Genomic DNA, 24,836 nt, shown 5'->3' on the forward strand with positions numbered 1-24,836 from the left:
CCGCCGCCGGACCCGGGGGCCGTCCCGGCAGGGGCGGCCCCACCCCTGCGGGCCGTCCCGGCAGGGGGCGGCCCCCATCCTGCGGAGGGAGCGGGCGGGCGGACCCGTAGCTGCGCGACCCTCGGTCCTTGCCGGGCCCTCCCGTTGCGCGCGGCGGAAAGATTCACGATCACCGTCGTGGTCCGTCCCGCTACCGATCGGTCCCGCGTAGGGTCGGCGGCGAAGGCAATCGAAGAAGGGACCAGACCATGGCGCAGGAAGTACGCGGCGTGATCGCACCGGGCAAGGACGAGCCCGTACGGGTCGAGACGATCGTGGTGCCGGACCCGGGGCCCGGCGAAGCCGTCGTACGCATCCAGGCCTGCGGGGTCTGTCACACCGACCTGCACTACAAGCAGGGCGGCATCTCCGACGACTTCCCCTTCCTGCTCGGCCACGAGGCCGCCGGCGTCGTGGAGTCCGTCGGCGAGGGCGTCACCGACGTCGCCCCCGGCGACTTCGTCGTCCTCAACTGGCGTGCGGTGTGCGGGCAGTGCCGGGCCTGCCTGCGCGGGCGGCCCTGGTACTGCTTCAACACCCACAACGCGCGGCAGAAGATGACGCTAGCCGCCACCGGGCAGGAACTCTCCCCGGCCCTCGGCATCGGCGCCTTCGCCGAGAAGACGCTGGTGGCGGCCGGCCAGTGCACCAAGGTCGACCCGGCCGTCTCCCCGGCGGTCGCCGGCCTCCTCGGCTGCGGTGTGATGGCCGGCCTCGGTGCCACGCTCAACACCGGGAACGTCGGCCGGGGCGACTCGGTCGCCGTCATCGGCTGCGGCGGTGTCGGCTGCGCGGCCGTCGCCGGGGCGAACCTCGCCGGCGCGGCGAGGATCATCGCCGTGGACATCGACGACCGCAAGCTCGACAAGGCCCGCTCCCTGGGTGCCACCCACACCGTCAACTCCAAGGAGACCGACCCGGTCGAGGCGGTCCGCGAGCTGACCGGCGGCTTCGGCGCCGATGTCGTCGTCGAGGCAGTCGGCCGCCCCGAGACCTACAAGCAGGCCTTCTACGCCCGCGACCTCGCCGGCACCGTCGTCCTCGTCGGCGTCCCCACCCCCGAGATGAAGGTCGAACTGCCCCTGCTGGACGTCTTCGGACGCGGCGGCGCGCTCAAGTCCTCCTGGTACGGCGACTGTCTGCCCACCCGCGACTTCCCCATGCTGATCGACCTGCACCTCCAGGGCCGCCTGCCGCTCGACGCGTTCGTCACCGAGACCATCCGACTGGACGAGGTGGAGCAGGCGTTCGAGCGGATGCGCCAGGGCGACGTGCTGCGCTCGGTGGTGGTGCTCTGATGACCGTGCGCATCGAACGCCTCGTCACCTCCGGTCAGTTCACCCTCGACGGCGGCACCTGGGACGTCGACAACAACGTGTGGATCGTCGGCGACGAGCGGGAGGTGATCGTCATCGACGCCGCCCACGACGCCAAGGCCATCGCCGACGCCGTCGACGACCGGCACCTCATCGCCATCGTGTGCACGCACGCCCACAACGACCACGTCAACGCCGCGCCGGCCCTCGCCGAACTCACCGGCGCCACCATCTGGCTGCACCCCGACGACCTGCCGCTGTGGAGGCAGACCCACCCCGACCGCGACCCCGCCCGGCACCTCCAGGACGGCCAGGTCATCGAGGCGGCCGGCACCGACCTCACCGTCCTGCACACCCCCGGCCACGCCCCGGGCGCCGTCTGCCTGTACGCCCCCGGCCTCGGCACCGTCTTCACGGGCGACACCCTCTTCCAGGGCGGCCCGGGCGCCACCGGACGCTCCTACTCGCACTTCCCGACGATCATCGAGTCCATCCGCGACCGGCTCCTCACCCTCCCGCCGGAGACCAAGGTCCTCACCGGCCACGGTGACGCCACGACCATCGGCGCGGAGGCACCCCACCTACAGGAGTGGCTCGAGCGCGGGCACTGAACGGGGCCGGACCACCGGCGGAGCGTGCGGCAGGTCACGCACGCACCGCCGGAAAAGGCGACAGAAGATGTCCGGCTTCCCGGCGACAGTGAGGGACCACGGCAGTCGCACCACACGGGAGGCAGGACATGTCAGGACCGATGGAAGGCAAGGTGGCGCTGGTCGCCGGGGCGACCCGGGGCGCCGGGCGGGGTATCGCCGTCGAACTCGGCGCGGCCGGCGCCACCGTCTACGTCACCGGGCGCAGCACCCGCGCCCGCCGCTCCGAGTACGACCGCCCCGAGACCATCGAGGACACCGCCGACCTCGTCACCGCGGCCGGCGGACGGGGCATCGCCGTACCGGTCGACCACCTGGACAGGTCCGCCGTCCGCGACCTCGTGACCCGGATCGCGGACGAACAGGGCCGCCTCGACGTCCTCGTCAACGACATCTGGGGCGGCGAGAAGCTCTTCGAGTGGAACACCCCCGTGTGGGAGCACGACCTCGACAACGGGCTCCGGCTGCTCCGCCTCGCGGTGGAGACGCACGCCGTGACCAGCCACTGCGCGCTGCCGCTCCTGCTGGCCCGGCCCGGCGGCCTGGTCGTGGAGGTCACCGACGGCACCGCCGACTACAACCGGGACACCTACCGGGTGAACTTCTTCTACGACCTGGCCAAGTCGTCCGTGCTGCGGATGGCCTTCGCCCTCGGGCACGAACTCGGCCCGCGCGGCGCGACGGCCGTGGCCCTGACCCCCGGCTGGATGCGCTCGGAGATCATGCTGGAGGCGTACGGCGTCCGCGAGGACGACTGGCGACGCGCGCTGGAGCGCGAACCGCACTGCGCCATCTCCGAGACCCCCCGCTACACCGGCCGTGCCGTCGCCGCCCTGGCCGCCGACCCCGACGTGTCCCGCTTCAACGGACAGTCGCTGTCCAGCGGCGGCCTCGCCCGGGAGTACGGCTTCACCGACCTCGACGGCAGCCGGCCGGACGCCTGGCGGTACCTGGTCGAGGTGCAGGACGCGGGCAAGCCGGCCGACACCACCGGCTACCGCTGACCGCTCGCGGCCGGCAGCGGCCAGCGGGCCGGGTGGCCCGGCGGCAGCGCCAGGTCCTCCCGCACGGCCGCGTAATAGCCCTCGCGGCCGGCGCGCTGCCGCTCCAGCAGCTCCTGCCAGGTCCGCGGATCACGGGTCTCCGCCCGGAGGAACCGCTCCATCTCCATCGCCGTCACGACCCAGACCCGGGCCTTCTCCACCACCGCCGGGCTGCCCAGCAGGAGCAGCGCCTCCCCGGCCGGGTCCCGGTCGAGGGCCGCCTGGGCCAGCAGCGGTTCCGCCTCCTGCGGCGACAGCGGATGCGGATGCGGGTCGTTGCCGAGATGGGCGGCGACCCGGTACGTCAGCGTCACCGCCCGCTTGAGCGTGCGCGCGTAGTCGGAGTACACCGCAAGCCGCCTCTCCTCCCAGCGGGCCGCCTGCTCGCGCCGGAACCTCGCCCGGTCGCTCCGGACCACCGCCAGGTACGAGCCCAGCGCGCCTATCACGACGCCGATCAGGGCCGGGAGTTGCTGAAGGAAGGACGCCATGCGGGCACGCTACCTGTGGTGTTGATCGTTCCGCTCGTACCGTCTCTCCATGACCGATCTCAAGCGCTTCGCAGGACACGCGGTTCTCGTCACGGGCGCCGCCCGCGGAATCGGCGCGGCCGTCGCCCGGCGGCTCGCCGAGGAGGGCGGCCGGGTCCTGCTGACCGACCGGGACCTGCCCGAGGCGGAGCGGACCGCCTCCGCCCTGCGCCAACGGGGCCTCGCCGCCGAGGCGTTCGCCTGCGACGCGGCCGACCGCGCGGTCGTCCGGCGCCCTTCCTGACCGCCGGTGCGAGTCAGGCGGGCACCGGCGTCAGCCCGAGGCCGCCGCCAACACCGGCTTCCACGCGGCCGTCCGGCGCCCTTCCTGACCGCCGGTGCGAGTCAGGCGGGCACCGGCGTCAGCCCGAGGCCGCCGCCAGAGCCCGGAGCACCCGCTCGGTGTCGGCCTCGGTGGTGCGCCAGTTGCTGAACGCGGCACGCAGCCCGGGCACCCCGCCGTACACCGTCGGCGTCATGTACGCCTCCCCGGACGCGGTGACCGCCCGGGCCAGCCCCGCCACCCGCTCCTGCGACGGGTCCTCGGCGAGGGTGAAACAGACGACGTTGAGCCGGACCGGGGCCAGCAGCCGCAGACCCGGCAGCGCCTCGACGCCCGCGCCGAGCCGCCGGGCCAGGGCGACGTTGCGCTCCACGATCTCCCGGTGCCCCGCCCGCCCGTACGCCACCAGCGAGAACCAGGCCGGCAGGGCCCGCAGCCGGCGCGAGTTCTCCGGAGTCAGATGCAGGAAGTCGGGCTCGCCCTCCGGCAGCCCCAGATACGGCGAGGCGTTGTGGAACACCGCCACCTGGAGATCGCGGCGCCGGGTGAACTGTACGGCCGCGTCATAGGGGACGTTGAGCCACTTGTGCAGGTCCACACAGACCGAGTCGGCCGCGTCCAGCCCGTCGACCAGCGCGGCGTGCTCCGGACTGAGCGCGGCGAAGGCGCCGAACGCCCCGTCCACGTGCAGCCAGAAGTCGTAGCGCTCCTTCAGCGCCGCGATCGCCCGCAGGTCGTCGAAGTCGACGGTGTTCACGGTGCCCGCGTTCGCGACGACGATCACCGGCCGGCCGGCCCGCTCGGTCAGCGCCGCCTCCAGCGCGGCCACGTCAACGGCCTCCCGGTTGCCGGGCAGCAGCGGCACCCGCCGCAGCCGGTCCCGCCCGAGGCCCAGCACCGACATCGCCTTGGCGACACTGGAGTGCGGGCTGCCCGAGAGCACTTCGAGCGGACCCAGTGCCGCGGCACCCTCCCGGGAGACGTCCACGCCCAGCCGTTCCCCGGCCCACTCCCGGCCGATGGCCAGCCCGACCGTATTGGACACCGTGGCGCCCGTCACGAACGCCCCGCTGTGCGCCTCGCCCAGCCCGAACAGCTCGCGCAGCCACACCACCGTCTCCCGCTCCAGCTCCTGCGCCCAGGAGCCGCCGGCCCCGGACAGGTTCTGGTCGAACACGGACGTCAGCCAGTCCCCGGCGACGGACGCGGGCGTCGCCCCGCCGGTCACGAAGCCGAGGTAGCGCGGGCCGGCCGAACCGGAGAAGCCGGGCGCCCACCGCTCGGCGAACCGCGCAAGGGCACCGTCGGCCCCCGCGCCCCCGGCCGGGAGCGGCGCCCGCCCGGGACTTCGGCCGGGCGCGGCGACCGGCCGGCCGGCCAGCCCCGCCGCCTCCCGGGCGGCGACGTCACGGGCGGCCTGGAGCAGTTCGGGGAGCCGGGAGAGATCGTCGGCGAGAGTGCGGTCCATGCGCCGCAGCGTAGACCGCGGCGCACGGCCGGTGCCTGGTCCAATCCGCGCCGACTGGACCAGTAAAAATGGACCGGTGGACTCTGGATTCGTCGCCGCGCTCGGCGACTGGCGCGCCCGGCCCGGCCCCCTCGCCCGCACCCTGGCCGCGGCGGTCCGGGACGCCGTCGTCGACGGCCGGCTCCCGGTCGGCACCCGGCTGCCCTCGGAACGGGAACTGGCCCGCACCCTGCGCCTCAGCCGCGGCACGGTGGTCGCCGCGCTCAGCCTGCTGCGCGCCGACGGCTGGCTGCACACCCGGCACGGCAGCGGCAGCGCCGTACGCCTGCCCGCCCGTCTCACCGAGCGCACCACGCCCTGGTCCCTCGACCGGGGCGGCGCCCCCGACGCCGGCCTGGACCTCACCCTCGCGGTGACCGCCGCACCCCACGACGCCTACCGCGCCGCCCTCACCCGCGCCACCGAGCTGAGCGCACCCCTGCTCGTGGACTCCGGAGTCGCCACGGCCGGCCTGCCCCGGCTCCGCGAACTCCTGGCGGACCGTTACACCCGTGCCGGCCTCCCCACCCGCCCCGAGCAGATCCTGGTCACCGCCGGCGCCCAGGCCGCCCTCACCCTGCTCCTGGAGCACCTGCACACCGACCGCAGGGCACCCGTGGTGGTGGAGAGCCCCACCTACCCCGGCGCCCTCGCCCTGCTCCGCGCGCGCCGGGCCCGCCTGCTGCCGGTCCCCGTGTCGGCCGCGGACGGCTGGGACACCGCCCACCTGGCCGCCGCCGTACGCCGGCACCGCCCCCGACTCGCCTACCTGGTCCCCGACTTCCACAACCCGACCGGCGCCCACATGACGGCGACCGGCCGCCGGACGGTCGCCGCGCTCGCCGACCGCCACGGACTGACGGTCCTCGCCGACGAGACCATGCGCGACCTGGACCTGAGAACTCCGCCCGGCACCGAACCCCACCTCGCCGGGCCCCGGGTGGTCCAGATCGGCTCCGCGAGCAAGACCCTGTGGAGCGGCCTCAGGGTCGGCTGGATCCGGGCCACCGCGGACCTGGTACGACAGCTGCGGGCCGGTCCGCTCCAGGCGCAGCTCGCACCGCCGCCCCTGGAGCAGCTCATCGCCGCCGAACTCCTCGGTGAACCGTTCCCGTCGGTGCTCGCCGACCGGCGCACCCGGCTGCGCGCCCAGCGCGACCACCTCGCCGCGCTGCTCGCCGGCACCGGCTGGACGTACACCGTCCCGGCGGGCGGGCTGACCCTGTGGCTGCACCTCGGCGGCGCGGGCCCGCGGGCCACCGACCTCGCGGCGCGGGCCGCCGCACGCGGTCTGGCGCTCACCCCCGGCCCCCGTTTCAGCGCCGACAGCACCACCCTGACCCGGCACCTCCGCCTGCCGTTCACGGCGACACCGGAGACCCTGACCCGGGCGGTCGGGCTGCTCAGGGCGTGCAGTACGGTCTGAACTTCACCGTTTCGTCACAGCCTGACCGGAAACACAACCATGCCTTGCCCGACCGGGTCTAGTAGTCCGAGACCGCGGGAATCGCGCTGGGGAACACCCGGGGGAGGACCGGGCGAACCACCAGGGAACCGGAAGGGGAAGAGCCGCCATGGGGGGCATACACAGACGAGGTGTCGTCGCACTGGGTGTCACGGGACTGGTGGCGCCGCTCGCGCTCGCCTTCACCGCGGCACCGGCGCAGGCCGCGAGCTGCACCACAGCGACGGGGCCGTACCAGAAGCAGGTGGAGAAGTTCCTGGGCCGACCGGTCGACGGCAAGCAGTCCGCCGCCGACTGCAAGGCCATCCAGGCCTTCCAGAACAAGCACGGCATCACGCCGAACATCGGCTACGCCGGTCCCGTCACGTGGGGCGTGATGGACCTGATGAACAAGCAGAAGGCCGTCGGCAGCAAGCCGAACAGGGACGGCAGGTGCCCGACGAACAAGGGCCGGATCGCCTGCGTGAACCTCACGCTCCAGCTCAGCTGGATCCAGGACGGCAGCCGGCTCGTCTACGGCCCGGTGCCCGTGCGCACGGGACGCGACGGCTACGAGACCCGCACCGGTCTGAAGAAGATCTACTGGCGGGACATCGACCACGTCTCGAACATCTACGACGTGCCGATGCCCTACAGCCAGTTCTTCGACGGCGGTCAGGCCTTCCACTCGGTGGGCCTGAGCATGTGGAACCCGCCGGGCTCGCACGGCTGCGTCAACATGACCACGGCGACCGCCAAGAAGTACTGGTCGCTGCTGAGGAACGGCGACGACGTCTTCGTCTACGGCCGCAAGCCGGGCACCTGAGCCCGCGTCGGTCCCGTCACGCCTCGGGGGCGTCCCCGAGGTCCGGGATCCCCGGCCGCACCCCGCCCTGCCGTGCCTACTCGTGCGCGACGATGCCCGGCAGGGCGTAGCGGGCGGCCACCCACGCGTTCACGGGGTCAGCGTGCGCGTGTCGACGAGGCCGCCCGCGCCCTCGGCACCCTGGTCGCGCAAGACGAGGTCTCCGACTTCCACGACCGGCGCGCGGCGCGGCAGTCCTGGCGATCCAGGTGCTGGTCATCGGCCTGACCGGCCAGTGAATTCCCACTTCCCCTTGACACATTGACGTGATGAGTAACACGGTCCGGAATGTCCGTATCGCGGGTACTTACTCACAGCGCCTTCACCTCAGGCGGCATATGCTTCACAGCATGTCCACCACTGTTGAAACCGCCTCCGAGCGATCGGCCGCGGAGGTCAACGAGGAGATCCGGGCCCTGTGGCGCCGGTCGGGCGGGACACTGACCACCGAGCAGCGCGCCGAGTACCAGCGCCTCGTGATGGAGTGGGCCGCCGCGGCCCCGCGGTCGCGCCGGGCGGCCTGACCGACCCCGCACACGTCGAGGGCACCCGTGACCGCACGGGTGCCCTTCTCGTCGTACCCCCGGCTCCGGGCCGGGGCCAGCGTCGCCCGTCAGCCCCAGGTCGCCGAGTAGTACCGCTGGTAGGCCTTGCGGTCCTGCTCGGCCCGGATGTACCGGGTCGCGACCAGCGCGATCAGACTGCCCGCGATCAACAGCAGTCCGGGCCCGACGTTCCGGGTGTCCGTCAGCCGCGCCAGCAGGGTGCTGCCCTCCGCCCCGCCCGTGACCGGCGCCGAGGAGCCCGGTGAGGCAGCGCTCGGGGCCATCGCGCCCTGGGACGCGCCGGCCGGCGGCGAGGCGGGGCCGCCACCCTGGGCGCCGCCCGCGTTCTGCGCCGACACGATCAGCCGGACCCCGAGCGTGGCCATCGCCTTGGTCACCGGCTGGAAGAACGTCGTACCGCCCGTCGTGCAGTCGCCGTTGCCGCCCGAGGTGACACCGAGCGCGATGCCCTCGGAGAACATCGGACCGCCGCTGTCGCCCGGTTCGGCGCACACGTCGGTCTCGATGAGCCCGGTCACCGTCCCCTCGGGATAGTTGACGGTCGCGTTCAGCGCGGTGACCCGGCCGTCGCGCAGCCCGCTGGTGCTGCCGCTGCGGAACACCCGCTGCCCGACCGACGGATCGGCGGCCCCGGTGATCCGCACCCCCTTGCCGCCGCCGATCGCTACGACGTCGGCACCCGCTCCGGCCTTGCCGCCGGCGTACTGCACGAGCGAGAAGTCGCTGCCGGGGAAGGAGCTGTTGACGGTGTTGCCGAGCTGCCGGTCGCCCTGGTTGTCGGCGAACCAGGTGACCCCGGCGGGCCCGCAGTGGCCGGCCGTGAGGATGAAGTCGGACTGCCCGTTGGTCACGTTGAACCCAGCGGAGCAGCGACCGCCGGTCGACAGGATCGGCTGGGCGCCGTTCAGCCGCGTGGTGAACGAACCCTTCGTACGCTCCATGTGCACGAAACCGCCGATCCTCCCGGCGACCCCGGACAGCCGGGACCAGTCACCGGCGGACACCGTGCGGTCCGCCCGCACCACGACCCGGTTGGTCCGGTAGTCCACCGCCCAGGCCGTGCCCGCCACCCGGGGCGCCGAACGCAGCGCCGCCGTCGCCGACTTCAGCTCGTCCATGCTGTGCGGCACGACCTTCGCCTCGGCCCCGGCCTGCCGGACGGTCCGCGCGGCCGACTCGTCGGTCACCGCCACCACCGGGCGCCCGTCGGCGCCGATCCAGCTGCCCGCCGTACGGGCGGTGCCGAGCCGCGCCACCAGCGCGGTGCCGGTGTCCCCGGCGGAGCCGAGCGTTCTGCCGGACGCCGGCGGAGTCTCGCTCGCCATGGCCGCCTGGGCGACCATCGCACCCCCCAGGAGAAGTCCGCCGACCGCCGCCAGCCGTGTCACTCGCCGGACGACCCGTCGTCGTGCGTGCCGCATGCATGGCTCCCGAAGCCGAACCCGAACGCGCGATGCCCCAACCGGCACCGCGGAGCCCCCGGATCGTCGAGGGCCCGCTCCTCCATACGGCGTCCGTGACGGCGGCGTTCACCCACGGCGAGACTCAGTTCTTGCGGGCCACCCCGCCGAACATGGCGACCTCCTCCGGCTCGGCCCCGTGATCGTGCTGCGGCCGCCATCGCGAGCAGGACACCACGCCCGGCTCCAGCAGCTCCAGCCCGTCGAAGAACCGGGTCACGTCCTCGGGCCTGCGCTGCGTGAGCTTCGGCGTGCCGTGCTCGTTCCAGAACTTCACCGCCTCGTCCACGTCCGGCATCGACGGGCTGGTGATGGTGTGCGACAGCACCAGGTGGCTGCCCGACGGCAGCCGGTCCGTCAACTGCCGTACCAGGCCGTACGGGTCCTCCTCGTCGCCGATGAAGATGACCACGCCGAGCAGGATCAGCGCAACCGGCCGGCTGAAGTCCAGCGTCTTCGCCGCGTGTTCGATGATCGCGTCGACGTTGCGCAGGTCCTCGTCCAGGTAGTCGGTACGGCCCTCGGGCGTGCTGGTCAGCAGCGCACGCGCGTGCGCCAGGACCAGCGGGTCGTTGTCGACGTACACGATCCGGGACTCCGGCGCGATCCGCTGGGCCACCTCGTGCGTGTTGTCGGCGGTGGGCAGCCCGGTGCCGATGTCCAGGAACTGCCGGATGCCCACCTCGCCGACCAGGTGGCGCACGGCGCGGCCGAGGAAGAGCCGGTCGGCACGCGCGTACTCCCCGATCCCCGGGTGCAGTCGGCGGATCTGGTCGCCGGCCGCGCGGTCGACCTCGTAGTTGTCCTTGCCGCCGAGCCAGTAGTTCCAGATCCGGGCGGTGTGCGGCTGGCCGGTGTTGATGCGGGCGCGCAGCGACGCGGCCACGTCGTTGGTGGCTGCCGGGTTGTCGGTCACGAGGGTCAGCTCCTGGGTGCCTGATGAGATGCCTGACAAGAGATACACCGTGCAGGACGCAATCTAGACGCCCCAGTTGATCTCCGCGGCCCGGCCCGGGATTTGCCCGGCCGGAGCGGCCCGGACCGCGGAGCGGTACGGCCACCGGGTGACCGGCCCGGCCGCGCCACGGCGGCGCGGGCCGCCGGCGCGCACGACCGCACGGGCTGTCGGCACGCACGGTTGCCCACGGCGGCGCGGGCCGCCGGCACGCACGGTTCCCCACGGCCGCGGGCGGTACGCCCCACGGCCCCCTATCTTGAGCCCCATGACCAGCATCCCGCACGACACACCCGGCGAACCGGATCCGCTGCGCGCGCTCGGACTGGAGCGGCTGCGACGTCGTACGAGCATGAAATGGCGCACCTACCCCGACGACGTCCTGCCCGTGTGGGTGGCCGAGATGGACGTCCCCCTCGCCGAACCCGTCGTCCGCGCCGTCACGGACGCACTCGCCCTCGGCGACACCGGGTATCCCGCCGGCACCGCCTACGCCGAGGCGCTCGCCGCCTTCGCCGCCGAACGCTGGAACTGGGACGGCGTCGCCCCGGAGCGGACCGCGATCGTCCCGGACGTGATGCTCGGCGTGGTCGAGATGCTCAGACTGGTCACCGGGCCCGGCGACCCGGTGATCGTCAACCCGCCCGTGTATCCGCCGTTCTTCCAGTTCGTGACCCACATGGACCGCCGGGTCGTGGAGGCTCCGCTCGGTGCCGGGCTGCGCCTGGACCCGGGCATCCTGGAGGAGACGTTCCGGGAGGCCACCGCACACGGCGGCCGGGCCGCCTACCTGTTGTGCAGCCCGCACAACCCGACCGGCACCGTGCACACCGCCGCCGAACTCGGCGCCGTCGCCGGCCTCGCCGAGCGGTACGGCGTCCGGGTCGTCGCCGACGAGATCCACGCCCCGCTCGTCACCCCGGGCGTCCCCTTCGTGCCCTACCTGAGCGTGCCCGGCGCCGAGCGCGGCCTGTCGCTGATGTCGGCCTCCAAGGGCTGGAACCTGGCCGGCCTCAAGGCGGCGCTGGCCCTCGCCGGCCCGGCCGCCGCCGCCGACCTCGCCCGGCTGCCCGAGGAGGTGAGCCACGGTCCCAGCCATGTCGGCGTCATCGCGCACACCGCCGCCCTGCGGGACGCCACCGGCTGGCTCGACGCCCTGCTGGCCGGGCTGCGCGCCAACCGGGCCCTGCTCACCGGGCTGCTGGCCGACCGGCTGCCCGGGATCCGCGCGCACGCCGCCGAGGCCACCTTCCTCGCCTGGCTCGACTGCCGTGCCCTCGGCCTCGGAGACGATCCCGCCCGGGTCTTCCTCGACCGCGGCCGGGTGGCCCTCAGCTCCGGCCTGCCCTTCGGCACCGGCGGCAGGGGGCACGCACGTCTGAACCTGGCCACCTCGCCCGAGATCCTCACCGAGGCGGTACGGCGGATGGCGGCGGCCCTCGACTGACCCGCGGCCCTCCGGAGGGCGCCGCCCGCCGCCCCTCCTCGGGCAGCGGGCCGCCTCCTAGACTGCGGGCATGGACGACACGCGGCTCGGCCGGCTCGGCTCCGGCAAATACCTGCTGGTGACCAGCTACCGCAAGGACGGAACCCCCGTCGCCACCCCGGTGTGGGTGGTCCGGGACGACGGCACCCTGGGCGTGTGGACGGCCGCCGACAGCTGGAAGGTCAAGCGGATCAGGCGCCGCCCCGACGTCCTCGTCGGCCCCTGCGACCTGCGCGGCAACCCCACCGGTGACCAACTGCCGGCCACCGCCGAACTCACCGACCCGGCCACCACCGCCCGCTACCGGGGCCTGATCGCCCGCAAGTACGGACTCGTCGGCCGGCTCACCCTGCTGGGCAGCCGGCTCCGGCGGGGTGTGGACGGCACGGTCGGCATCCGGGTGACCCTCGGGGAATGAGGGCCACCCGGGAGGCGCGTCCTACGACGCGTCCAGCACCGAACCCTTCAGTTCCAGGCCGCCGGCCTGCGGCTCTCCGGTCCGCATATCGAGCTGCCGGAACCGCACCGACTCGGTGGACTCCCGGACCCGGTCCTTGACCGTGGGCAGGGTGATGTCCACGCTGGTACGCCCCGACGGGATGTCCGCCCACAGGTAGAGCCCGTCCACCTTGGACAGCGGACGCGCGGGGTCCGGCCTCTCACCGGAGGTGTCCCGCAGCCAGGTCGCCGGCACGTCCTTCGTGGACAGCTCCGGCGCGGTGGCCGGCGCGACCTGGAACATGGCGCTCATGTCCACGTCCACCGCCTCGGACAGCGACACCCGCCACTTCAGCGACTTTCCCTCGGCGACCTTGCCGGCGACGGGCTTGACGGTCATCTTCGGCGCGGGATCGTCGTCGTGGACGGTGAGCCCGCCGCGGTAGGAGCCGACGACCACGCCGTGGACCGCCTTGACCAGGACGTCGTACGACACATCGGTGCCGTACCGCGTGTTGCCCTTCACCTCGACCGGCACGTCGATGCCGTCACCGCCCGGACGCACCGTGACCAGCCGGCCCGTGGCCTTGCCGGTGACCGGGTCCATGACGTACACCCGGACCTGGCCGCTGCCGCCCTGGCCCGTCACCCGCACCGGAACCCGGTAGGTGCGCACACCCGAGTCGCCCTCGTCGACGGTGGTCCGGCCGACGTCCACGCGCGGCAGCGCGTCGGTGCGCACCGCCGGCGTCCCGGGCCGCCAGCCCCACGCGTCCATGAGCCAGGCCCGTCCCGACGCCGAACGAGGCGTCAGCTCCAGGGACTTGACCGATCCCAGGTCGAGTCCGGCACGGGTCGCCGCGGTCAGCGGCAGCCGGACCTCCTGCGCCCAGTACGAGGCGGTCCGCTCACTGCCCGGCAGCCCGTCCGGCTTGACCCGGCCGAGCCTGGCCTTCTTGCCGGAGGCGTCGGTCACGGACACGTCCAGTTGCGTACCCCGCGAGTTCGGCGGCACGAACAGCCGCAGCGACAGTGCCGTGGACCCGGACAGCGAGACCGGCGTCCTGGCGGTCACCCGGGCCGGCGTGCCCGCGCGCGTCCAGCGCAGCGCGATCGCGTGCCGGCCGGCCTCCCGGTCCGTCTCCCACAGTGCGAAGTGCGGCGAGGAGCCCTTGGCGGCCGCGCCCAGGCAGGTCCTGGCCGGGCTCGGGTCCACCGCGGCGCACAGCTTGCCGCCGGTCACCGATACCCCGCCGTCCGGCAGGAACCCGCCGCTCCGGCGGGCGCCCACCGCATGGCTCAGCACCCGGGCCGGGTCCGCCGACGGCACCCGCTTGCCGGAGCCGTCCAGGAGCGGCCGTACCCGGTCGTCCCCGGCGAGGAAGAGCCGCGCGGCGGCGGCGATGTACGTGGAACCGGCGCGGTGCTGCTGGTCGGCGGTCAGCCGGGTCGCGGCCCGCTTGGCGCACACCGGGTCGTGGTGCTGCGGGTCGTCGGAGAAGTCGTCCTCGGCGGGGGCCGCGGCCTGGCCCGGGGTCCACTCCGAGTTGAAGAAGTTGTGGTTGGCGCCGATCACGTACACCGCGCTGTGCAGCGCGGTGCCGTTGCTGACCGCGCGGGTCCCGTCGACGTACACCTGGCCCTGGAGGTCGGAGACGTCGCCGTCACAGCCCGGCAGGATGCTCACCGACGGGACGTCGGGCACCGGGTTCTGTCCGAAGACGGTCGGGCCGATCAGGACCGTGCCCCGGACGTGCCAGCGCACCGGCCCGTGGTAGCCGTCCTGGTCGGCGGGCGGCGGGGCGAGGCTGTCCAGCGCGGCCCGGTTGACGCCCTCGCCGCCCCGCGAGTGTCCGACCAGCAGCACCCGCGACAGATCGGCGCGGGGCGCCTCGCGGACCACCTTCGGCGCGGTCTCGGGGTGTTCGGCCCAGCCGGCCCACCGGGCCAGGTGCAGCCGCACCAGCGACGACCGCGCCTGGGCGCCGCCGTCCTCCGCCGCGAAGTCCTGCCCGTTGATGCCGTTGGCGGAGATGGACACGGTCATGTAGCCCTGGGATGCCAGCAGTTTCTGGTCCCGCAGATACCCGCGGTGGCTCGGCACGGGCTTGGTGCCGGCCTTGCAGGGCCAGTCACCGGTGATGTCCTCGCGCCCCTTGTAGCAGGTGTAGTGACGGCCGTGCAGGAACAGCGCGAGGGGGCGCTTGCCGGACGCGCCGACCGGTGCGACGACCACCGCGCGCATCTCCACCGGAGCCGTGAGGCCCGGCAGCCGGACCGAGTTCAGGGCGTACTCGCCGGTCTTGGTGCGGTACGCGCCGGGCTTGCCCGGGTCCACGCCGTTCGCCGGCAGCGGCGCCGGCAGCCGGGGAGCCGATGCGGCACCGTCCGTCTCCCGCGCGTCCAGCCGCTGCCCGCCGGACCACACCTCCAGCCCGTGCAGCTGCGCCGGCCGGCGTCCGTCGAGCGGCAGCCGGAACGTGTGCCCGTCCGCGCCCGGCCGTGGCACGCCCAACAGCCCGGTCGAGGACCGGAATTCGACGCGCGCGTCCCCCATCGGCACCTGCCGGTCCGACCGCCACACCAGCTGCGGCGCCGACGCCCCGCCGGACAGCCGCCACCCCGGTGGCAGCGGTGTGCCGTCCTGGGCCGTCGACGCCCCTTCCCCGCCCACTGGTTGGGAGTGGGCGACGGCCACCCCCGGGGATGCTCCCGCCACCGCGAACAACGCGGCGGCGGTCACCCATATGTGCCGGGCACGGACCACTGTTCCTCCTCGGACCCCGACCTCGGACGTCCCGGCCGTCCGGGGCGTCCCTCGCTCCCGGAGGATGGAGAGGGGAGGCTGTGGGTTGCCTGTGAGGAGAAAGTGATGGATCACATCGGGGGCCCGCCGGGAGAGCGGGTCGTGCGGGCGCCCCGGACCGTACCGATGCGGGTGGCCGAAAGCGTGCCGTGGGCGGATTCTCGGGCCCCAACGGCGCCTGCGGCACGCCCGGTTCGGCCACCCGCATCGGACTGGCGCGGGTGGCCGAAAGCGTGCCGTGAGCGGAGTCTCGAACCCAACGGCGCTTTCTACGCGCTCGGTTCGGGGCCCGGGCGACCGGTGGCGGGCGGGGGCGCCGCCTGCCGGCCGCGTGCGGCTGTCAGGTCCAGGCCCGGTACGGCTCGTCCAGCAGCTGGAAGACGGGCTCGCCGCGGACCGCGTCCTGGGCGGTGGACAGCCGGACCCGGTCGCCGCTGTGGATGCCGATGGGCGGGCCCATGACCCGGCCCCGCACGACGAACCCCTCGGCCATCTCTATCAGCGACACGTTGCGTGCCACCGGCGTGTTGCGGTGCACCACGGTGGAGTGGCGGACCGTGCCGACACCCTCGCTGCGCTCGGTACGCAGTTCACTGCCCTGACACACCGGACACAGCAGCCGGTGGTACATCGCGGTGCCGCACCAGGTGCAGCGCTGGAAGTGGATGGCGTCCTTGGAGTCCGCGGCGGAGGGTTCGAGAACACCCGTCGCGGATCCGGCCGCCGGGTGCGAGGTGCTTGCTGAGTGGTGGTACACGCTGGTCAACTCCCTGCGCTCGGCCGGAATCCCGCGTGCCCGGGGGCGGACCGTGCACGCGTGTGCATGGTTGCCGTGCCACCGTGCACGCCGACAGAGTATGGCACTCAGTGTCACTCGTAAAGGCACTCCGTACCCCTATTTATGGGCACGGCCGCGTGGGGGCGGCGCAGGCACCGGCTCGCGCAGCGGTGAGCGCCGTCACCGGCCCGCAAGGGGGCGGCGGCCGCAAGTCGGCGGCGCCGTCACCGGCCCGTACGGGGTCAGGTGCGGCCGAGCGTCGTCTCCAGCTCCTGCACCACCCGCCACAGCGGGGCGTCCCGGCGGGTGACCAGCACCACCACGTCGCCGGCCTCCCCGGCGTCCGTGCCGTCGGGGCCGGCCCAGGCGGGCGCCGCCGGGGCGTCCGCCGTCCGGGCGTACGTGGTCTGTACGTATCCCAGTGCGTGGTCCACGGCCGCGCCCGCGTCGCCCTCGCCCTCGGACCGCAGCCAGGACCGCAGGGCGTTGTTGTGCGCGGCGACCACCGCGGCCGCGATCACGTCCGCGCGCAGCGTCCCGTCGGGGCGCCCCGCGAACCGGCCGCGCAGATACTCGGCGAGCGCGCGCTCGTAGCGCCACACGACCGACAGCTCGTAGGCGCGCAGCCCCGGCACCTGCCGGGTGAGGCGGTAGCGCTGCACGGAGAAGGTGGGGTTCTCGGCGTACATCCGCAGTACCAGCCGGGCCGCGTCGCACACCCGCCGCACCGGCTCGTGCTCGGCGCCGCCCGCCGCGAGGAAGGCGGTCATGTCGGCGAGACAGCCCTCGTGGTCGGGGAAGACCACGTCCTCCTTGGAGGGGAAGTACCGGAAGAAGGAGCGCCGGCCGACCCCGGCCAGGGCCACGATGTCGTCCACGGTGGTCTGCTCGTACCCGCGTTCCAGGAAGAGCCGGAAGGCCGCCGCTACCAGGGCGTCCCGTATCGGCGGCTTCGCGGTCGGCGCCGCACTGCTGGAGCTCATGGACGGGAACGTAGCACCCGGACCGGATTTCTGGCACTCAGTGCAGCGCATGTGGCATTTCGGGGGAACTGAGTGCTGTCGGGTGACTGCCGGGGCGTGCCGGCGGCGCCTGCGAGGACAGATATGCGCCTCCCGACCTCCCCTCAGTCGCCGCCGCCCGTCGCCCCCTCCCCGTCGCCCCCTCCCCGTCGCCCCCTCCCCGTCGTCCCCTCTCTGTCGTCGCCGCACTCGCGGGTGTGAGGGACGGGCGGCCGACGGCCGGGGGTGGCCGAAAGTGTTCGCTCCCTGCGGCGTAACCTTTCTCCGCCGTCGCCGTCGCCGCACCACCGACGACGACGCCGATGCGTGCCCCGCACCACCTCCCGTACCACCCGGCACCCGCCCCGAGGAGTCCCCATGCCCGCCGCCCGCCCCCGCCTGCTCTACGTCACCGACCTGGCGTACCAGGCCCGCGGGCGCCGCTACTGCGACGAGGACATCCACCTCGCCTCCCGGCTGCGCGACCGCTTCGACCTGGCCCTGTGCCATCCGCTGGACGCCGCCGCCCTGATGGACGGCTTCGACGCCGTCGTCGTCCGCAACAGCGGGCCCGTCCTCGGCTACCAGCGCGCGTACGACGCCTTCCGCGCCCGGGCGCTCGCCACCGGCGCCCGCGTGTACAACCCGCTCAGCGGCAAGGCGGACATGGCCGGCAAGCAGTACCTCCTCGATCTGAGCGCCGACGGCTTCCCCGTGATCCCGACCGTCGACCGCGTCGAGGACCTGCACCTGCTGCCGTCCGCCGAGCGGTACGTGGTCAAGCCGAAGCTCGGCGCCGACTCCCTGGGCCTGCGGATCGTCCCCGGCGGCCGGCTCGAGGGAATCACCGGCGACGTCCTGATCCAGCCCTGTGTCGACTTCGCCTACGAGGTGTCCTTCTACTTCGTCGACGACGACTTCCAGTACGCGCTGTACGCTCCCGACCCCGAGCGCCGCTGGGAGCTGAGGCCCTACCGGGCCACCGCCGCCGACCTGGAGTTCGCCCGCCGGTTCATCGACTGGAACGACCTCGGGTACGGCATCCAGCGCGTCGACGCCTGCCGTGCTCCCGACGGGGACCTGCTGCTGGTCGAACTGGAGGACCTCAACCCCTTCCTGTCCCTGGACGCGCTGCCGGAGGAGGCCGTGGACGCCTTCGTCACCGCCTTCACGGCGTCCCTGAGCCGGTTCACACAGGAGGAACCCAGCGCGGCCTGACCGCGAGCCGATCGGGGTGTGGTGGGTCAGGTGGTGGGCTGATCGGGGGTGCTGTGGGACAGGGGGTGGGCTGAACGGGGGCGCGGTGGGTCTCGTATCTCAGCGCGGAGGCCGCGAAGGCCACGCCCTGCGGGACGGAAGGAGAGTCCGGTGCCGACACCGCCCGACCCCGAGGAGCCGTCCACAGGACGGATCCTGGAGCCCGTCCGGGTCCTGCGGACCCGCCACTTCGACGGCCTGGCGGAGCTGATGCGGGAGATCCGGCCGGACCCGGTGACCTACGAGCCCCTCGCTGCGCCCCCCGGCCCGCGGCCGGCGCCGCAGAGCCCCACCGGGGAGGACACACAGGAACTCCCACCCGCCCCCGCGGCCCCCCACCGCGCAGGCAACCGCGCCGCGGATCCCGGCCGGGCGGGCCCTCGCACCGCGAACCCCGGCCGGGCAGGCGCCCCCTCCGCGAAGTTCGGTCACGCAGGCACCCGTTCCGCGGATACGTCCGTCGCGGGTGCCGTCGGCTTCGGGTCCGGGCCGCGCCGGGCCGCCGTGGCCGTGGCCGTGGTGGCGGCGGCGCTGGTCGGCTTCGGCTGTGCCCTGTTGCTTCCCGGCCGCCAGCAGGCCGCCGTGACCGCCCGGCCCTCCCAGCCGGTCGCGCCCGCCACACCGGCCGCGACCGCGCCGCCCGCTACCGCGTCGGCCTCACCGCCGCCCGCCGCGTCGGCCGCCCCCACCGGTGCCACCGACCCCGACGGTCCCGGCACGCTCCGCCGGGGCGACACCGGCCCCGGCGTCACCGATCTGCAACGACGCCTGCTGCACGTCCCCGACGTCTACCGCGACGGCTCCACCGACGGCACCTACGACGCCACACTCACCGAGGCCGTGGCCCGCTTCCAGCTCCGGTACGGGATCAGCGGCGACGAGACGGGTGTCTACGGCGACGACACGCGCCGCGCGCTGGAGTCCCGCACCGGCTTCGGCGACGATTCGTGAACGTCACTGCGGGCACACCGGAGGCAGGAGCAACACACACCCGGCCGGGTGTCGGCCGGGGCCGGGCGGGGTGGACGGGAGCGGACTGCATGGCGGACGAGAACGGCACGCGGAGCGCCGACGGTGCGCCGGATGTGGGTAAGCGGCTCGCGGACGGTGGGCCGGGCGCGGATGAGCGGGGCGCGGACGGTGGGCCGGGCGCGGGTGAGCGGGGCGCGGATGGTGCGCCGGGCGCGGGTGAGCGGGGCGCCGATGGTGTGCCGGGCGCGGGTGGGAAGGTCGCCGACGGCGGTGGGGAAGCGGTCGTGGACGGTGGACGGGTGGCGGACACGGGCGGTGGGGGAGGGGCCGGCCCGGGCGGTGGCGGACGGGCGGATCCGGGCAGCAGTGGGGCCGTGGACCTGGGCGCCTTCTTCGATCGGCTCGATCCGGACATGTGCGTGGTCACGGCCGTGGCCGGCGGCGAACGCGCCGGGTGTCTGGTCGGCTTCGCCTCACAGTGCTCCATCCAGCCGCCAAGGTTCGCCGTCTGGCTGTCCAAGGCCAACCGCACCTACCGGGTCGCCCGGACCGCGCAGTGCCTCACCGTCCATCTGCTCACCCGCGACCAGCGGGACCTGGCGGAACTCTTCGGCGGCGAGACGGGCGACGAGGTCGACAAGTTCGCGCGGCTCGACTGGCGGGAGGGACATGCCGGCGCCGCCGTCCTGGACGGCGCGGCGGCCTGGTTCGTAGGCACCGTCCTGCACCGCGTCGACGGTGGTGACCACGTCGGTCATGTGCTCGAACCGGTCCAGTGGGGCGGGGGGCCCGGCGGACCGCTGCTCCGGCTCTCCGACGCCGTCTCCATCGAGGCCGGCCACCCCGTGGAGTGAGCGCGGCCGCCGGAACCCGCCACCGGATCACCTCGCGCGGCGCGGGGTGCGGCACGCGCGTCCACGGCGCTGTCGTCGGTGGCCGGCGCTCCGCGCCGGGCTCCCAGCAGGCCGACCCCTGCGGCCACCAGGGCCCGGCCTGGTGCGGACGGCAGCCCCTAGCGGTTCCCCGCCTCCCCGGTGTCCTGCGCGTCCTGCGTTTCCTCGGCCGGCATCTGCGTTTCCTCGGCCGGCATCCGGATGTCCAGCACGCACACGTCGTCGCGCCGCTCGTCCGCGAGCATGGTCGTGAGCATCGCGTCCAGGGAGCCGGCCGCACCGCAGCCGTGCGTGCGCACCGCCTCGGCCAGCCGGGCGAAGCCCCCGTCGAGGCCCTCACCGGGGCGCTCGACCAGTCCGTCGGTGTAGAGCAGCAGCCGGTCCCCCGGCTCCAGTCGCAGTTCCCGCGACTCGTAGACGGGGGCGCCCGTCGCGCCGAGCAGCATGCCGCCGGGACGCTCCAGGAAGCGCACCTCGCCCCGGCGCACCAGCAGCGGCGGCGGATGCCCGGCCTGGGCCCAGGCCAGGACGTGCCGGTCGGGGTGGTAGTGGGCCAGGACCATGGTGGCGGTCGTCTGGCTGTCGCGGGAGTGCAGCAGCAGCTGGTTGAGCCGGGCCAGCGCCCCGGTGAGCGAGGACCCGGTGCTCACCATGCCCTTCGCGGTGAATCTGAGCTGGGCCATGGTGGCCACGGCGTCGATACCGTGGCCCGCCACGTCGCCGACCACGAACAGCGCGCCGCCGTCGGGCAGTTCGATGGCGCTGAACCAGTCGCCGCCGACATGGATGCCGGACTGCGCGGGCAGGTAGGCGACCTCGACACGCAGCCCGGCCAGCCGCACCGGCTTGCTGGGCAGCGGCAGCAGGGCGTGCTGGAGCCGGGTCGCCAGGGCCCGCTCGGCCTGGAGGATGCCGCGCTGGAGCAGCATCGCGCGTTCGCTCTCCACCAGCGCGAGTTCCGCACTGCGCTGCGCGGTGAGGTCCTGGACGAATCCGTGCACCTCGACCGGGGTGCCGTCGGGTGCCGTGACCGCCTCCGCGACCATCCGCAGGTGCCGGACGCCCGCGGGCGTCTCGGTCCGGAACGGCACGTCGAAGGGGCGGCCGTGGGAGACCAGCCGGGCGATCGCGTGGGCGAGCGGTCCCTTGTCCTCGGGCAGCACCAGTTCGGGCAGCCGCTCCAGCCGGACCGGCCGCCGTCCGGGCTGCCGGCCGAGCACCGCGTACGTCTGCGCGGCCCAGGAGATCTCCTGGGTGACCAGGTTCCAGTTCGCCCAGCCGAGGTTGCCGAGCCGCTGCACGTCGGCCAGACGCTGCTCCTGGCGCTCCGCCGGGTCGTGCCGCAGCCAGGTCACCACCAGGCCCTCGCCCAGCCGGGCGGCCCGCACCGTGTAGGTGGCGGTCACGGGCACGTCGCCGACCACGTCCTGGTACGCGAAGGGCTCGCCCTCGAACGGCCTCCCGGTTTCGAGGGCCTGGAGATAGCCCTGCCACAGCGGTTCGCCCGCGACCGACGGGTAGCTCTCCAGGATGTGCTTGCCGACCATGTCCCGGCCGGTCCGGCCGAACACGTCGACCGCCTCCGGGGTGGCGGCCTCGATGCGGTAGTCCTCCACCTCGCCGGCGGCGGAACGCAGCGGGGTCAGCATGATCACCGCGCCCGGCAGCGCGTCGAACACCGCCTGCACGGTCTGGGAGACGTCCCCGTCCGGGCCGTTCGGCGGGCCGTCGAAGGCGCGCAGCCGGCCCGCGCACAGCCGGGCCACGGCCCGCAGCAGCTCCCGCTCGCGGGGTGTGAACGGCCCGCCGCGCCGGCGCAGCACCCCGAGGGCGACGCTCGCGGCGTCCCCGGCCGGCACGGGCAGCCAGGCCCGGGTGAGCCACTGGTGCGGCGGGTCCCCGATGAGTACGTAGCGTGTGCTGTCCAGGGCCGCGTCCTCCAACCAGCGCGGCTCTCCCGACCGCAGGGCGTCGAGTGCGGGCACACCGGCCACCGGGGGCACGTGATGCCACTGGGCGGCGAGGGTGGGGTCGAGGCCGGCGTGCCCGATCAGTGCGAGCCCGCCCTCGGGCAACCGCTCGTAGAGCAGCACCGCGTCGGCGTCCACCTCGGGTGTCAGGTGGTCCAGCAGGCAGCCGGCCAGGTCGTGCGGCGAGCCGACCCGGACCAGGTCGCGGCCGACGTCCCCCAGTACGTCCGCCAGGTCCAGGGTGCCGGCGGGCGCGCTTCCCCAGGAGCCGGCGACGGCGGGCGGCGCCGTGGGCGGGGCGGCGGGCTGCTCCTTGGGAGGCAGGGCGCCCAGCGTGAGCCAGCACTGTTCGAGAAGGGTGCGGTTGCCGTCCTTCGCCCGCTGGAGCAGTTCCTCGTGGGCGCTGTCCGGTGTGCAGCCGGTGACGGCCATCAGCACGCCCTTGGCCCGCTCCAGGACCGCCGATGTCGCGGCGAGGTCCCTGAGCCGCTCCATCTCGGCGCGCTGCCGTGCCACGACCTTGGCCAGCGCCGCCAGCTCGGTGCTGGTCTCGCGGTCCACCGGAGGCAGAGGCTCGCTCGTCACGCGACGAGCATTGCACATCCGGACCCGTTCGATCACTCGTCTGCCGGGTCGGAATTCGTACGACCTTCCTGCGTGCTCCGCGAACGTGCAGAGGGGGGCGCACGAGAGGGCGCGGGCGGCTCGGGGCGGGTCCCGGGCGGCGTCGCGTCCGGTACCTGATCAGGGCCGGGACGGCGGGGAGCGCGGGACGACGGTGAGGGGCCGGGAGGGATCAGCGGCCCGTGCCGCGGCCGGCCAGGGCCTCGCTGACCGCGCGGACGCTGCGCGCGATGTGCTGGAGTTGCAGCACCTCGGCCGCGTACAGCTTGATCGTGTGTTCGATCACCGATTCCGGCAGCCCGAGCACCGGCAGTTCGGCCCGCGCGGTCTGGAGGGCGGTCCGCGCGACCCGGATCTCCTGCTGCACCTGGATCTGCGCGTGCCGGGCGAGCAGGACCGGGTGCCGGATGAGCGCCGGATAGCTGGCGTAGCGCGCGGGGATCAGCTCGCGCAGCCACTTGGCGGCCGAGCGCTCCCAGTCGTAGCTGCCCGGCGTCTTGACCTGACAGGGCCAGTCGGGGCTGATACGCGTGCTGGTCAGGGTCATCATCATCGCTTCCGGTGTGCGGCGTCGTGAGGGTGGTCGACGGGTTCGGGGCGGCCCCGGCCTAGGGGATGACCGGGGCCGCCACGGGCGCGTCGCGCAGACGATGCGCCCCGCGACACTCCGGGCGCCGACGTGGGTAGGGGACGGCGGCAGGGAGTGTCCGTTCGGGAGCCCCGGAGGCGGGGAACCGGCGCTGCGTGCGGTGGTGCGTGCGCATGGGCGGTCCGTCGGCTTTCTCGGGGCGGTGTGCGTGCGGTGAGTCCGCGGAGCAGTATTTATATATGCCGTCTGGTTTGCAAGACGTATGAAAACATTCATGCGTGATTTGATGTGATTGATCCCCGTCCACGGGGTTGGGGACCGCAAGATCTTCACGAATGCCGGGCCCGGGCGGAAGGATCGGCCGCCCGGGCCGCGCCGCCGGCGAAGGCCCTGTTCAGCCCCCGCCGGCGTGCGTCACGCGGTGACGGGCGCGGGTCTTTGGGCCGTCAGTCCTTGAGGAAGAACTGGTGCCCCTCGGAGAGCTGCTCGTACTTCTCCAGCCGGGCCTGGGTACGCTCCGGGTCGGCGTCGGTCATGGCCTGGAGCAGCGCCGCCGCCAGCACCCCGGGCGCGGCGTAGGAGTCGAACACCAGCCGCGACCCGGTGCCGGTGGCGAAGGCGATGTCGGCCTCGTCGGCCAGCGGACCCAGCGCCAGATCGGTCACCAGGGCGACCTTCAGACCGGCGCCGCGCGCCACCCGGACGGCGTTCAGCGTCTCCTGGGAGTGCCGGGGCATGGCGAAGGCCAGCACCCAGGTGCCGCCGGCCTCACGGGCCTGGAGGAGCGCGTCGTAGGCCACGCTGCCGCCGAGGGTCACCAGCCGCACGTCCGGGTGGATACGGCGGGCGGCATAGCCGAAGTACTCGGCCAGCGACACGGAGATGCGCAGGCCCAGGACGGTCAGCGGAGTGGAGCGGGACAGCTCGCGGCCGACGTGGATGACCCGGTCGGGGTCGGCGAAGTCGCGCCGCAGATTCTCCAGGTTCTGGATCTCGTGGTCGACGGCCGCCTGCAACTCGTTGGCCCGGTTCTCCTCGCCGGGCCCGCCCGCGAGGCTGCTCAGCGCGATGGACTGGAGTTTCTCGCGCAGCGCGGGGTAGCCGCTGAAGCCCACGGCGGCGGCGAAGCGGGTGACGGAGGGCTGGCTGACCCCGACCCGGTCGGCCAGCTCGGTGATCGACAGGAACGCGGCCTCGGTGATGTGCTCGATCAGGTACTGCGCGATGCGCCGCTGCCCCGGCGACAGACGGGGGCCGTCGAACAGTTCCCTGAGCCGCGAGGTCGGGGCGGCCTCGGCCGCGGGCGCCGTCTTGCCCGACGTGATCGCTGATGCCTGCGCGCGTGCCTGCTGCGGCGAGGGCAC

Annotated in this window: 21 protein-coding genes and 1 pseudogene; 12 read left to right on the forward strand and 10 right to left on the reverse strand. The window is 73.9% G+C overall.

Annotated features, from left to right (window positions below; translation table 11 throughout):
* Positions 1-248 precede the first annotated feature (248 nt).
* From JK361_RS05635 to JK361_RS05645, 3 genes are all read left to right on the forward strand, one after another.
* A complete protein-coding gene (locus JK361_RS05635) occupies positions 249-1,337 on the forward strand; it encodes an S-(hydroxymethyl)mycothiol dehydrogenase (protein ID WP_201814535.1) in 1,089 nt (362 codons plus the stop codon).
* A complete protein-coding gene (locus tag JK361_RS05640) occupies positions 1,337-1,966 on the forward strand; it encodes an MBL fold metallo-hydrolase (protein ID WP_201814536.1) in 630 nt (209 codons plus the stop codon). Before JK361_RS05635 ends, JK361_RS05640 begins: the two co-directional genes overlap by 1 nt.
* Positions 1,967-2,094: 128 nt before the next feature.
* The gene (locus JK361_RS05645; RefSeq protein ID WP_201814537.1) at positions 2,095-3,009 is read left to right on the forward strand and encodes an SDR family oxidoreductase; all 915 of its coding nucleotides are present in this window, start codon (positions 2,095-2,097) and stop codon (positions 3,007-3,009) included.
* Here JK361_RS05645 and JK361_RS05650 read toward each other — a convergent pair.
* The gene (locus JK361_RS05650; RefSeq protein ID WP_201814538.1) at positions 3,000-3,539 is read right to left on the reverse strand and encodes a hypothetical protein; all 540 of its coding nucleotides are present in this window, start codon (positions 3,537-3,539) and stop codon (positions 3,000-3,002) included. The genes JK361_RS05645 and JK361_RS05650 overlap by 10 nt on opposite strands.
* A 49-nt stretch (positions 3,540-3,588) precedes the next feature.
* Between JK361_RS05650 and JK361_RS05655 the strand changes: the two are divergent.
* Positions 3,589-3,807, forward strand: a pseudogene (locus tag JK361_RS05655) (SDR family NAD(P)-dependent oxidoreductase); the annotation flags it as partial.
* 133 nt (positions 3,808-3,940) lie between these two features.
* On the opposite strand, the gene JK361_RS05660 reads toward JK361_RS05655, so the two are convergent.
* Complete coding sequence (locus JK361_RS05660; RefSeq protein WP_201814540.1) at positions 3,941-5,329, reverse strand: pyridoxal phosphate-dependent decarboxylase family protein; 1,389 nt, start codon at positions 5,327-5,329, stop codon at positions 3,941-3,943.
* Between the two features lie 76 nt (positions 5,330-5,405).
* Between JK361_RS05660 and JK361_RS05665 the strand changes: the two genes are divergently transcribed.
* The 3 genes from JK361_RS05665 (at position 5,406) to JK361_RS05675 (ending at position 8,201) form a co-directional block, all read left to right on the forward strand.
* Positions 5,406-6,794: an aminotransferase-like domain-containing protein gene (locus tag JK361_RS05665; protein ID WP_201814541.1), complete on the forward strand. Its 1,389-nt coding sequence runs from the start codon at positions 5,406-5,408 to the stop codon at positions 6,792-6,794.
* A 148-nt stretch (positions 6,795-6,942) separates the two neighbouring features.
* Complete coding sequence (locus tag JK361_RS05670) at positions 6,943-7,638, forward strand: L,D-transpeptidase family protein (RefSeq protein WP_201814542.1); 696 nt, start codon at positions 6,943-6,945, stop codon at positions 7,636-7,638.
* A gap of 377 nt (positions 7,639-8,015) precedes the next feature.
* The gene (locus JK361_RS05675) at positions 8,016-8,201 is read left to right on the forward strand and encodes a hypothetical protein (protein WP_201814543.1); all 186 of its coding nucleotides are present in this window, start codon (positions 8,016-8,018) and stop codon (positions 8,199-8,201) included.
* An 89-nt stretch (positions 8,202-8,290) separates the two neighbouring features.
* Here the strand turns inward: JK361_RS05675 and JK361_RS05680 are convergent, their stop codons facing one another.
* Positions 8,291-9,664 carry a S1 family peptidase gene (locus JK361_RS05680; protein ID WP_201814544.1) on the reverse strand — a complete coding sequence of 458 codons (1,374 nt, stop codon included), beginning with the start codon at positions 9,662-9,664 and terminating at the stop codon, positions 8,291-8,293.
* Positions 9,665-9,788: 124 nt separating this feature from the next.
* Positions 9,789-10,619, reverse strand: coding sequence for an SAM-dependent methyltransferase (locus tag JK361_RS05685; RefSeq protein WP_201814990.1), 831 nt, complete (start codon positions 10,617-10,619; stop codon positions 9,789-9,791).
* A gap of 307 nt (positions 10,620-10,926) precedes the next feature.
* On the opposite strand from JK361_RS05685, the gene JK361_RS05690 reads away from it, so the two are divergent.
* Positions 10,927-12,105 (forward strand): MalY/PatB family protein, encoded by a 1,179-nt coding sequence (locus tag JK361_RS05690; RefSeq protein ID WP_201814545.1) that lies wholly within the window; start codon positions 10,927-10,929, stop codon positions 12,103-12,105.
* Positions 12,106-12,175: 70 nt separating this feature from the next.
* Complete coding sequence (locus JK361_RS05695; protein WP_201814546.1) at positions 12,176-12,562, forward strand: PPOX class F420-dependent oxidoreductase; 387 nt, start codon at positions 12,176-12,178, stop codon at positions 12,560-12,562.
* Between the two features lie 21 nt (positions 12,563-12,583).
* Here the strand turns inward: JK361_RS05695 and JK361_RS05700 are convergent, their stop codons facing one another.
* The 3 genes from JK361_RS05700 to JK361_RS05710 form a co-directional block, all read right to left on the reverse strand.
* Complete coding sequence (locus JK361_RS05700; RefSeq protein WP_201814547.1) at positions 12,584-15,349, reverse strand: hypothetical protein; 2,766 nt, start codon at positions 15,347-15,349, stop codon at positions 12,584-12,586.
* 379 nt (positions 15,350-15,728) lie between these two features.
* On the reverse strand, positions 15,729-16,145 hold the full coding sequence (locus JK361_RS05705; RefSeq protein WP_201814548.1) for a Zn-ribbon domain-containing OB-fold protein: 417 nt from the start codon (positions 16,143-16,145) through the stop codon (positions 15,729-15,731).
* A 263-nt stretch (positions 16,146-16,408) separates the two neighbouring features.
* Positions 16,409-17,149 (reverse strand): TetR family transcriptional regulator, encoded by a 741-nt coding sequence (locus tag JK361_RS05710; protein WP_201814549.1) that lies wholly within the window; start codon positions 17,147-17,149, stop codon positions 16,409-16,411.
* A 396-nt stretch (positions 17,150-17,545) separates the two neighbouring features.
* Here JK361_RS05710 and JK361_RS05715 point away from each other — a divergent pair, with 396 nt between their 5' ends.
* The 3 genes from JK361_RS05715 to JK361_RS05725 all read left to right on the forward strand — a co-directional run bounded on the left by JK361_RS05715 (position 17,546) and on the right by JK361_RS05725 (position 20,250).
* Positions 17,546-18,385 (forward strand): ATP-grasp domain-containing protein, encoded by an 840-nt coding sequence (locus JK361_RS05715; RefSeq protein WP_201814550.1) that lies wholly within the window; start codon positions 17,546-17,548, stop codon positions 18,383-18,385.
* Between the two features lie 150 nt (positions 18,386-18,535).
* Positions 18,536-19,375, forward strand: coding sequence for a peptidoglycan-binding protein (locus JK361_RS05720; RefSeq protein ID WP_307787176.1), 840 nt, complete (start codon positions 18,536-18,538; stop codon positions 19,373-19,375).
* Positions 19,376-19,809: 434 nt separating this feature from the next.
* A complete protein-coding gene (locus tag JK361_RS05725) occupies positions 19,810-20,250 on the forward strand; it encodes a flavin reductase family protein (protein WP_201814992.1) in 441 nt (146 codons plus the stop codon).
* Positions 20,251-20,408: 158 nt separating this feature from the next.
* Here JK361_RS05725 and JK361_RS05730 read toward each other — a convergent pair whose 3' ends face one another.
* The 3 genes from JK361_RS05730 to JK361_RS05740 form a co-directional block, all read right to left on the reverse strand.
* Entirely contained in the window at positions 20,409-22,862 is a 2,454-nt protein-coding gene (locus tag JK361_RS05730; protein WP_201814551.1) for a SpoIIE family protein phosphatase, read from the reverse strand.
* Positions 22,863-23,055: 193 nt separating this feature from the next.
* Positions 23,056-23,436: a hypothetical protein gene (locus tag JK361_RS05735; RefSeq protein ID WP_201814552.1), complete on the reverse strand. Its 381-nt coding sequence runs from the start codon at positions 23,434-23,436 to the stop codon at positions 23,056-23,058.
* Between the two features lie 482 nt (positions 23,437-23,918).
* Positions 23,919-24,836, reverse strand: a complete 918-nt coding sequence (locus JK361_RS05740) for a MurR/RpiR family transcriptional regulator (RefSeq protein ID WP_201814553.1) — start codon at positions 24,834-24,836, stop codon at positions 23,919-23,921.

Source organism: Streptomyces musisoli, assembly GCF_016741855.1.
GTDB lineage: Bacteria > Actinomycetota > Actinomycetes > Streptomycetales > Streptomycetaceae > Streptomyces > Streptomyces musisoli.